Origin of the sequence: uncultured Christiangramia sp. (genome assembly GCF_913046405.1) — a bacterium.
Classification (GTDB): Bacteria; Bacteroidota; Bacteroidia; order Flavobacteriales; family Flavobacteriaceae; genus Christiangramia; species Christiangramia marina.
Map to the genome: position 1 here is coordinate 18,440 of NZ_CAJWRQ010000027.1, position 10,327 is coordinate 28,766.

At 34.9% G+C, this 10,327-nt stretch carries 16 protein-coding genes; all 16 read right to left on the minus strand.

Annotated features, from left to right (window positions below; translation table 11 throughout):
- Positions 1-39 precede the first annotated feature (39 nt).
- The 16 genes from QZ620_RS05425 to QZ620_RS05500 all read right to left on the minus strand — a co-directional run bounded on the left by QZ620_RS05425 (position 40) and on the right by QZ620_RS05500 (position 10,189).
- On the minus strand, positions 40-858 hold the full coding sequence (locus QZ620_RS05425) for a GLPGLI family protein (protein WP_295179806.1): 819 nt from the start codon (positions 856-858) through the stop codon (positions 40-42).
- Positions 859-983: 125 nt separating this feature from the next.
- Positions 984-1,316: a hypothetical protein gene (locus QZ620_RS05430; RefSeq protein WP_295179807.1), complete on the minus strand. Its 333-nt coding sequence runs from the start codon at positions 1,314-1,316 to the stop codon at positions 984-986.
- 31 nt (positions 1,317-1,347) lie between these two features.
- On the minus strand, positions 1,348-1,704 hold the full coding sequence (locus tag QZ620_RS05435) for a hypothetical protein (protein ID WP_295179808.1): 357 nt from the start codon (positions 1,702-1,704) through the stop codon (positions 1,348-1,350).
- A gap of 207 nt (positions 1,705-1,911) precedes the next feature.
- On the minus strand, positions 1,912-2,142 hold the full coding sequence (locus QZ620_RS05440) for a hypothetical protein (protein WP_295179809.1): 231 nt from the start codon (positions 2,140-2,142) through the stop codon (positions 1,912-1,914).
- A gap of 99 nt (positions 2,143-2,241) precedes the next feature.
- Positions 2,242-2,592 carry a hypothetical protein gene (locus tag QZ620_RS05445; RefSeq protein WP_295179810.1) on the minus strand — a complete coding sequence of 117 codons (351 nt, stop codon included), beginning with the start codon at positions 2,590-2,592 and terminating at the stop codon, positions 2,242-2,244.
- Positions 2,593-2,615: 23 nt separating this feature from the next.
- Positions 2,616-3,266 carry a carboxypeptidase-like regulatory domain-containing protein gene (locus QZ620_RS05450; RefSeq protein WP_295179812.1) on the minus strand — a complete coding sequence of 217 codons (651 nt, stop codon included), beginning with the start codon at positions 3,264-3,266 and terminating at the stop codon, positions 2,616-2,618.
- A 97-nt stretch (positions 3,267-3,363) separates the two neighbouring features.
- Complete coding sequence (locus QZ620_RS05455; protein WP_295179813.1) at positions 3,364-4,662, minus strand: hypothetical protein; 1,299 nt, start codon at positions 4,660-4,662, stop codon at positions 3,364-3,366.
- 195 nt (positions 4,663-4,857) lie between these two features.
- On the minus strand, positions 4,858-5,178 hold the full coding sequence (locus tag QZ620_RS05460) for a hypothetical protein (RefSeq protein ID WP_295179814.1): 321 nt from the start codon (positions 5,176-5,178) through the stop codon (positions 4,858-4,860).
- A gap of 30 nt (positions 5,179-5,208) precedes the next feature.
- Positions 5,209-5,526, minus strand: coding sequence for a hypothetical protein (locus QZ620_RS05465; RefSeq protein ID WP_295179815.1), 318 nt, complete (start codon positions 5,524-5,526; stop codon positions 5,209-5,211).
- A gap of 86 nt (positions 5,527-5,612) precedes the next feature.
- Entirely contained in the window at positions 5,613-5,966 is a 354-nt protein-coding gene (locus QZ620_RS05470; RefSeq protein WP_295179817.1) for a hypothetical protein, read from the minus strand.
- 337 nt (positions 5,967-6,303) lie between these two features.
- A complete protein-coding gene (locus tag QZ620_RS05475) occupies positions 6,304-6,588 on the minus strand; it encodes a hypothetical protein (RefSeq protein WP_295179819.1) in 285 nt (94 codons plus the stop codon).
- Positions 6,573-6,836, minus strand: a complete 264-nt coding sequence (locus QZ620_RS05480) for a hypothetical protein (protein ID WP_295179821.1) — start codon at positions 6,834-6,836, stop codon at positions 6,573-6,575. Before QZ620_RS05480 ends, QZ620_RS05475 begins: the two co-directional genes overlap by 16 nt.
- 127 nt (positions 6,837-6,963) lie before the next feature.
- A complete protein-coding gene (locus tag QZ620_RS05485; RefSeq protein WP_295179823.1) occupies positions 6,964-7,779 on the minus strand; it encodes an endonuclease/exonuclease/phosphatase family protein in 816 nt (271 codons plus the stop codon).
- A gap of 575 nt (positions 7,780-8,354) precedes the next feature.
- Positions 8,355-8,786 carry a hypothetical protein gene (locus tag QZ620_RS05490; protein WP_295179825.1) on the minus strand — a complete coding sequence of 144 codons (432 nt, stop codon included), beginning with the start codon at positions 8,784-8,786 and terminating at the stop codon, positions 8,355-8,357.
- A gap of 162 nt (positions 8,787-8,948) precedes the next feature.
- On the minus strand, positions 8,949-9,878 hold the full coding sequence (locus QZ620_RS05495; protein WP_366935444.1) for an IS3 family transposase: 930 nt from the start codon (positions 9,876-9,878) through the stop codon (positions 8,949-8,951).
- Complete coding sequence (locus QZ620_RS05500) at positions 9,812-10,189, minus strand: DNA-binding protein (protein ID WP_295179827.1); 378 nt, start codon at positions 10,187-10,189, stop codon at positions 9,812-9,814. The genes QZ620_RS05495 and QZ620_RS05500 overlap by 67 nt, the downstream gene beginning before the upstream one ends.
- Between the last annotated feature and the right edge of the window lie 138 nt (positions 10,190-10,327).

The following is a 10,327-nucleotide window of genomic DNA, read 5'->3' on the forward strand; positions in this document are numbered from 1 at the left end:
AGGAAATCGAATGCTATAAAATTTGTAAATCGTAGTGTTTTACTCAAGTTCAAGAGGATTATTAATTAGTTTGCGTTCTTCACGATGATTCTTCATCAATTCTTCTTTCACTCCTGCTTCAAATCCAAAAGTAATTCCTGACTGCTCCAGAGAGCTAAATGGATCCCGATGATAATTATCCCATAATTCTGTTAGCTTTTCCCTACTAAGTTCTATAGATTTTTCTGAAGGAACTTCAATAAACCTTGATGGATTAAGTTTTTTGAAACTTTTTAATTTAAAGGAGTATTCATTGTTTACATCTACAATATCAATAATTAAACCTGGAAGTCCGGAGAATTTATAGGGTCCGTTGGAAATAGGAATTTCTGGTGTGAACCAGGCAGTATAATCTCTTCCTCGAAATGTAGTAGTAGCTTTTTGAACGTCATAACCGGCAATTTCTTTTGTATCTGGTTCGATGTTCCATTGCATTAGCGGCTCAACCTCTTCATAATGATACGTGTTCTTCACGATTTTATCGTATAGTTTAATATCACCAGACTTTGAATTTTTGAAAATCCAATATGTGAAATCTGTGTCCGGTGCTTCACTTTGTATCTTTGTAAGTGCTGCAATACTTTTATTGGATCGATCTGTATTGGCAAGAAGAGAATCTTTTATTACCGTCCCACTACTCGCGAACATGGAAATATGATCTCCTATATATAGCCTCATGGATTCCTTTTTCTTCGAATCTACATTGGTGGAGTCAGGTTGATGCTCGAGCTCATATATAGCCAGGTAATTAGCCTGATCCTTAATATTTTGAGAGATGGCCGAGGTACATATTATAAAAGAGATAAAAAATTTCAGCATAGTTATTGTTTTAATGTTTTTTCAATAGCATTGTTTATACGCAAATTCTACAATAGTGGAATGATATCAGCTTGATAAAATTTAATGATTAATTCAATATTGATGATTGTAGTTTGAGTTCTTTATTAACCGTGTAATTTAAAAATTATATCCCCGGTTTCTAAATATATATCCATGGTAGCCACTAGTTCTATATTGCCTGAATAGAATGTTTCATTTTCAAAAGTTATATGCTTATTGGAAAGTTCACAAATAATCATACCATGATAAACAAAATCCTCATTTTTGACGAACCATTTGGTGAGTTTTAGGTTATCATATCCATCAATCTCTGGAGTTCTAATATTGATTTTTTCACCATCTTTTAGCTTGTGTTTATCATTATAATTGATATTTGAATCAAAGCCTATCTCTTTTTTATTTTGTTCAAAGAGCATCTTAAGTAATTTTGAAATCATAAGGTAGCATTTGAATACAGAGTTTCAGACTTTAATTGAATTTATACCTAATCCCTCCAAAGGCATTAAAATAAAATGTTTCATAGTCCCAATTATACTGTGGCTGCGCTTCCAATATGAATGAGAAATTTCGCAGGTTTTCGATCGGTTTTAATTGTAATCCAGACTGCAATACAACAGCATTTAAATGATTTAAAACCACTCCAGCGCCAAAATAGGTTTCATAAATTTCACGTTGAATAAAATTATAGTTTAAACTGACTTCTGGAGTGATTCCTTCAATGGTGGTGCCAGAATAGATTCGACCGTCCAGCCAGAGTCTCTCATTGAAATTGTATCCCAGACCAATTTTTGAATAGTGTGCATTAGTATGAAAAGATGCACTCATTTGAGCTGTGGCGCTTTGGAAACTGCATAAACACACAATTAAAAATGCAGCAAATTTGTAAATGTTTTTCATGGAACAGCTATAAAATTTTGAACGACTAGTTATACAAACTAGTATAACGGTTAGAACTACGGTATCTTGCCTCTAAAGTATCATTTTTCGAATAGTTCTTCAATAACAATAAACATTTCCGTAGAAATTCTAAGTTTAATTAAGTAAAGGCCAGACGCCGCTCCATTTAATAATTGCCAGAATTAGTGCAAGAATTCCCAGCGCAATAAGGAAAACTCCCTGCCAGTAAAACGGTCTTATACCCCAGAATTTCCATAGCCTTTTATCCTCAGCTGGGTTCCCTCGAACATCTTTAAAGAAGAATTTATGTACAATATATGCGATAATTATAAATGCGATGATGGTTGATATCCAGAAAAGAAGCATCTTGTATTTTAGTTATTTAGGGAGTGAAGATAGATCATTAAATAACATACTATACTAATTGATGGTAGAATTAAATTCCAAACTTTTATTCACACTTTTCTAGTTGATCTTATAGTCCAGAGGAAGAAGTTCTGAAATTCGTTTTTCAGACATTATTCCTTTTAGAAGTATGGCTTCTGGTGGCGACGGATTTCCAAATTGATCTATGGTAAACGCATTTTTTGAAACGATCGCAGACTGCTCCGTTTTATCGTAGAGAATGCTCAATTCATCTGTAAGTAATTCTATTTTTTGACTTTTTCCTTCCTCGCTAATGTTGAAAAATTTGTAGGTAGGCACCTGGAAACGTTTATGATAGATCGCGAAGTTGTTTTCTTCCAGTTTATGTTTGTAAAGTGAGCGCATAAAATGCAGTGATGAGCCATAGTAACTACGATCTCTGTTTCTCAATACCTTTCTGCTGATTTTCTTTTCTAGTGGCTGAAAGTAGGCTGAACCAGCAAAATAAGTGGAATAGGGTAGAAGTAGACCGCATTCATCTGGAATCCCAGCTCAAAGTCGGCAAGCCTGTAACTAATGGCATACCCTAAATATTCGTTATGTATGATTAAAGGCTCAATTGCGGTAGCTTTCATAGTTTTTTCTGAAGGGGAATATCTAAGCTTAATTGCGTCCTCATTTATAATCTTACAGTTGTACATCGCGTAGTTCCTTCCCAGAAATTCTTTTCTGAAGTGCCGAAGTTTTCGCGATCTGCTCCATGGGTCTGTTTCAAGGTAAACAGTTTCCAGCTCCTCACGTTTAAAAGGTAAGTAGTATTTTGAATCTACAGGATTTTTTAATATTTCTGAAGCATCTAATACAAGCGCTTCGTAACCAAGAGAAGTAATTATTAGTGCGGAATTATTATCCATAAAGGAGATGTCAAAATCCCCATCCTGATTTGAAGAAACCCCAATACTGGTTCCATCAAAGTATATGGAAGCACCTATGATTGCGGTTGAATCTTCGGCACTAAGAACGGTTCCAGATATTTTATTCTGGGAATTGACCGTTGCGGCAGTCATAAGCAATAGAACACAAATAGTATTTAAGAATCTACTTCGGAAGAAAAATTTGACCATATATAATCGTAATAACGCTCTAATATAAAATATTTAAATTTCAGAAAAGAAAAAGCCATCCGGAAATGGATGGCTTTTATGTCAAACGTTTAGAGTTTTATTGAACCAGGTGTTCGAATTTAGCATATTCAAACTGGATAATTTCAGGATCCGCTGCTATAAACTCATCCAAAGCTTCCTGATAATCATCAGTGTCCTCGAGTACTATCCCGTTTCTCTGATTCTTGAAGGTGGAAAATAATTTGACTTCGAACCAAATTTTATTTAGTATCTCCATTTCATTCTCACTCACCAAATTAGTGCCGTTTAAAATGTCGTTCATCCGCTTTTCTGCGATCTTGTTCACTTGCTCAATCGCTGTAACATGCGTTGGCATATTTCGTAACGCGCCAACGACTATAAGATTTTTCCCGTAATGAATTTTATTTACGTACTGATCTCCATATTTAAGAGCAAATAAGTCGGGATTTTCAAGCCGTTCTGCATCAATAGCTAACCTTTCGTCTCTACTAACGTCAATTATTGCAGCATTTCCTTCATTTTCTTTATAACCAAGGATTAAAACCTGGTCTTCAGTATAAGGATATTGTTCAATAATAGATTGATACATCTCAAAATTAACTGCGTGCTGCACTGCAAATTTTGAAGCTGTTGGGTGCAAACCTGCATACTTTCTGTAACCAATCACATCATCTTTAGGATTTGCATTGAATTGCCAGACAGGACTATGTTTAAAAGACGTTCCTATTGTTAAGTAGCCGTTTTGAGGTTCATTGAAAGGATTGGCCTTTGGAGCGTGGTTACTCGTTAGAATACCCGAACCAAAATCATCCTGATCATTAAATTGCTGTTCCAGAATCACTTCAGAATTTTTGGTGATTTTCACGTTTTTTGTACCTGTTTCCAGATCATAGGAAGTAATACTTTTATCCAGGCCATTCGTACTTATAAATTCAATGGAAGTGATTTCTCCATTTGTGTAAGTGTGTATCGAAGTTCCTAGTTCGCTGTAGACGATTTTTTCTGAAACTAAACCATTCTCATACGCCGTTTCAAACCATACATCGCACTCAGGAGTATAGTACCTGGACCATAGAGGTCGGTTTTGTTCATCTCTTCTCACCTCCATATATAATTCCCGATCCTGATAGAAGTTATATACTTTAGCCGATTTGATGAATCCATTTTCATGATACGTAACCTCATGTATAGGCAGGTCTTCTGATTCTACATGTTTTGCTTCTTTGATCCAGCCGTTGTCATACTGACTCAGGATTTTTAGATGATCGTCAGATTTGATGGAATAATCGATTGATGGAGCACTATCGTCTGAAGTGCAGGATGAAAATAGAACTGCAACTGCCAATAGCAGAGACAGGTAAAATTTGTGATGCATTGATGTAATTTTTGATGTTTGTCAAATTTAGAAATTCTATTTGGATATCCAAATAGAATTGACCTTCACACTTCAGCACTATTAACGGTGCATAGGAACAATAGAAAACATTCAGTACGCTAATATATTAAACTACTAACGCTTAGGGTTAAACCCTTGGTTATTCGCTCATTTTCTTCGGAAGAAAATAAATTTTCACTCTTCAGAATCAATAAATTCAATTTCGATCAGGTAATAATGCGGGATACCAAAAGCTGTCCCCAACTTTTCAGGATCAATTTCAGACTGTGCTACCCGACAATAGGATCCGGACCCATCAGGATTTCTGTTAGGTGTTATAATCGCCATCAAATGAAAGGCTTTATTGATATCTTCCTGCAATATTTTTTTACTTCCGAAGAAATCTTTGGCGACATACCTGCCATTGTCGTTGGTAAGTGCGAAATAAGATTGTTTGCTGCCAAATTGTTGACCTCTTAGCCAGATCTTAAGGTCACCTTGATCGATCTTACTCATCAATTTAAAGGAAGTATGACTGGAATCCACCTAAAACATCTTGTTACCACGCTCGTCGAAAAGACTACTGGTTTCGATTAATGTACCATCCAGAAATTCTTTCATTCTAAGAACATAATAACGCCCCTTGATAGATTCACCATTAAAACTGAACTCAGATTTATTGATATTCTCAAAATTATATAATAATTGCATTTCTTCAGTTTCCGCACGAGTATTGATGGAATCATCGATCATAGCAGTTTCAGCCTGAATCTGCTTATTAATGACTTCTGAATTTTCGATTTTATCTGATTGTGCCTGGATCAACATGGGAAGTAGTGCCAGGCTTAGTAGTAATTTTCTCATTAGATTATCCTTATTGATTCAAGAGCAAAAATTTAGAAGTAGGTAGAAATATTCTGAAATCGGAACTGTCGAATTCGAATGACTTATTAGTCCATATTTGACTCAAGTTTGCTGATAAGCTTCTGAGCCTTGACCTTTAGAGAATCAAGTTCTGAAGTCTTACCAGAAACTACAAACTTGATGTTATCTACTTTTGTGTTTTTTATACGGACATTTCCGTTTAATTCAAAAATCAGGTTAATCTCTGTTTCAGGAGTATTGTTTGCAAAGATGGTATCCAGAGAATTCCAATCGAACTCAGTTAATTCTTTTAATTTTCTAGTCTCGAATTTTAGTTCTGTAATCGAATATGGTTGCCTTGGATCGGACTTCTGTTCCTGAGCATTTATGCCGGTAAAACAGAATAATAGTGCAATAATTAGGACAAATTTGAATTTCATAGGTTGGTGGTTTTAAATATTACAGATTTACTCATTGAAGCACATCAATCTTCAGTGAACAGTTAAATATACACAACTGGCGGAAAAAACTGTGATTTAGTCGGAAATTCTATCTGAAGGCACTTCAGCAAAAATTAAGGGTATCAGTTCGGTATTTTTTCTGCTGTAAAATTGACATCTTCAGAAGTTAAACAAGTTCTGGCTTCATAATTAATAATGCTTACGGCGTTGTATATAAATTCTGAAAAAGATCTAAATTGAGAAGAATAGTGGATTTAAAAATTCACCATATAAATGTAGCTGAGCTTATTTAGGTTGGCAATAAAAAGCAAAAACTCTAAAACGTATCTGTCAGGAAAGCAATCACAAAGATCCATCTTAAGTATAAAATCGTGTACGTGATTGAGTAAGTCATGGAAAGTAGAATATTTCCAACAGTTTTACCTGATCTGCTAAAAACCAGTTTTAATGCTCTAGAAAATAACCAGTAGAGCATCAAAATAAGGATGAATAAGATGAACCAGAATAATGCTTCCAGTATTATGAGTAATAAGATCATGGCAATGGTCATGAGGATCCAGAACAGTATGGAAATAAGAACGCCTGCTATTCCATCACCCACACTCGAAGTGGGCATTTCGAAGTTACCCGGAGTATCATAACCAAAAATTCTCCCTTTTTATAACTTCTGAATTTTGGAAAATTATCCTTGAGCTCGGCGCCAGTGTAGAGTCCGTAAGTCATGAACAAAAATAGAATCACTCCAATAATAGATAGAGAAAGGTAGAAGTTCGTGGTGATTCCTCTATTGTAGCTCATACCATTTAGCCAGACACTTAAAAAGGTGGTGGTTATAATGAGAATAGACATAACAAATATTGTTTTCCCTTTAAAGTAGTTTTTCTTTTTGGATTGATGCATTGATAAAAAAGTGAATTTATTTTGATTTCAGATCTTATAAAGTTATTGTTGGCCAGACTGAAGCAAACTAATATTTTCAATGATCAAAACCAATCGTCATGGTGATTGGCAGGTGGTCTGAACCTATATCAGGACCTGTGGTTCTTTTGGTGACCTGCAAATGTTTAGATACTAAGAAATGATCCAAGGTTGTCTGTAAAATCTTATAATCTGCTGGCCAGGTTGGAAGAAGACCAAAACCAATCCTACTATCCTTTAAATTTTCTCCCAGCAAAGTCTTGAAATGAGGTGAAAAGGATGAAGTATTGAAGTCACCGGCAATAATTAGATTTTTAGAAAATCTGGGAATATCTTTGGCTATATTAGACAATTGAGTATTCCGATTCAAAAACGACTGCTGGCCAATTGGTGGAACGGGATGAGTCGCCACGATCGTAAATTGCTGTTTCATACTACTCATATTTCCAATAATGGAAGGTTTATCGTTTAGATTAAAATAGTCCACGGAGCTTTTCATTTTATATTTACTCAATATAGCGATTCCGAAATTATCCTTTCTGGGAACAATCTCTGTGTGTTGATAGTTGGCGATCACAGGCGCAAGTGCGCTTAGCCATTTCGGAGTTAATTCCATTAAAATAAGTATATCCGGATCTTCATTCTGGATATAATTGATGGTTAATTCTCTATTCGTATTACTGGAAAGCAAGTTGATACTTGAGATCTTAAAATGATGGTCAACTGCAGGAATGGATGTTCCGGTGTAATGAGGAATAATAAAATATAGATTCCATAGAAGATTGATGCTGAGTATTAGAACTGCCAACACCTGTTTTCTCAAAAGTATTAAGGTAGGAATCACTAATAAAATCGAAATAATAAGAAGTTGCATCTTAAAATTTGATAGTATATCTATTAGCCAGTAGCTTGTTATGATATGGGGCAGTAGAGAGGCTAATAATACTGCGATTAGCATTATCCAAAATACTCTCTTAAGTAAGGTTTTTTTCATATAACAGCTGAAAGGATATTTGTTCAAAGACTAATTTAGATAGCTAAGGAATGTCCTATATACTATCTGATTATTATTTATGCGTAAACAATTTATAGTGCATAAATACCGATAGTTTTAATAAAATAATAGTTTAACTCTGACTTTTTATCTGTTCTCCTAAATGAATTGAAATGAATAGCTATATTCTATAGCCAATTTGAATTTAGTTGTGATGACTATCTGCGTGCCTGTAAGCTGTCAGCCTTTTCGATGACTTAACTTTGGCAGTATAGATTGGGCTATAGAAACTGGATTACTTAAGTGGTTTTGATATCTGATTTGTTGCGTTAAGTTATTGAACTTAATGTATTTTCAGAAATTTCTACCCATCAGGAAATTAACATCGGCTCCAATATTCAATTAAAACTAGTTTGCCCTTATTAAACTGAAACAAATAACCGTCTTCTTGCATTTTATCCTTGGTTGGGAATAAATATATAAATCGATTGATCTGATCTATATTCATCATCAAATTTTCCAAATATTTCTTGCAGCTTATCTATTGTTGTTCCTTTGTTCAAGTCAATACCACCATATTTTAAAGTAGATATTTGGCTATTGAATTTGAATTCATCTAAAATATAATCATCTTCTCTATTTCCGGTAAAAACGAAATCTTTATAAACTATTGATTCAAATTCTTTCATTTGTTCTGGTGATGAAAGAAAGCCACATTCGTAATCTGGATTGGTTATTTCTAGAGGTTCTCCAAATTTTTCCAGAATTAAACTTTTCGAAGAACAGATACTTTGGCCATTGACCTCCAGCTTTTTAAAATCAATATTCTGCGCTAGCATTGGTTCCGTAAGGAACAGTAGTAAATATAAAATTGTAAAGTACTTCATACTATTTAAAATTTAAGTTCTCATTTCGCTTTTTGCCTCCGGTTCCTGCAATCGAAAGTTCAGGGAGTTGAGACGCGGATTTGTTGGATTAGTATTTTGTTGTTCGTCAATTTTGTATTATACTGAAATAGGTTGACCTTTTTTGATATAATTTTCGACAGTTTAAATGGTCAATAGTTGTAAATTTTGTTTGTTCCTTTTGTAGGAATGATAGTCTACATTTCGATTCAAATGGACAAAGTTAGGGGTGTACAATTTGAGGCTAAAATGTGGTCTTTTGTTGTTATAAATTCCCACGGCCCTTTTGACCATCTTCTTCGCTAAGTTAGTATTTTTTATAGTTCGTTTTAAATCGTATTCATATTTAAGGGTTCTGTTTACTCTCTCAGCCACGGCGTTTTCGTACAGATCGTACTTCTCGGTCATGCTCATGAGTATTCCATGTTGTTCAGCAAAGCTGGTGTAGAGCGGGTTGCAATACTGAATTCCACGATCGGAATGAAGGATGAGTTTCTGATTCTTGTACTTTCTGTTTTTAATGGCCATTCTAAGCGCGTCGATGCAAAGTGATGTCTTCATATGGCTTGCTAGTTTATAGCCCATTATTTGCTTAGAATAGGCGTCTGTGACTAGTGCCAGGTAAATGTGTCCGTTCTGTGTTTTAATATAGGTGATATCGCTAACCCAAAGTTGTTCCGGCCTGGTGGGAACTCTATCTTTTACCAGGTTTTTGTATTTAAAGAATCGATGTTTTGAATCGGTTGTGATATGGAACCTCTTTAAATTAGGAACGAGCAGGTTATTGATTCGCATTACACAATAGAATTTATCCCTTCCTATTTTAATACCGAGTCTGTCCATATCAACCTTTAATTCCTGATATAGTTTGATTCCACCGGTGCGTAAACCGTATTTACTTCGATACTCTCTGATGAGCCGAATGATTAGCTGTTGCTGTGTTTGCCTGGTCTGATGAGATTTTAACCGCTTATAGAAAGCTTGTTTAGAAACCCCAAAACATTGAATTAACCATTTTCTTTTAAACGGTTTTGCTTCTTTTTTTCGATCTCGTCTGCTAATGTTTTGGGCAATGACTTTTTTGACATATCAACTCCGGTAATAAGTTCCATGTCAGCAATAATGTCTTGTTGGAAGTCTTTTACAAACTCCAGTTCCTCTATTTTTTCTTTGAGTTTCTTGATTTCATCTTTCTTGCTCATCCCTTGTTTCTTTTGTTCTAAAGTACTGTATTTTTTCAACCAGTAGTAAATAGAAGCTCTGGAAACCTGATATTTATCGGATGCATGATTGATAGAGATTTGTGCATTCTGGATCTGATCTCCGATGATGAGCTTAAGATCATATCCTAATTTTTTTGTAGGAAGTCTTTCGACAGTGTTCATTTTGTTCTTTCATTAGGTATAGTGCTAAAAGGTTTAATTTTTAGTCAACCTATTTCAGGAAAGTACATTTCTGATGGTTGCAGCTAACGGTTACGGTTATCGCAAGTTGCGGGAGTAAGGACGCGGACTTGTCGGATT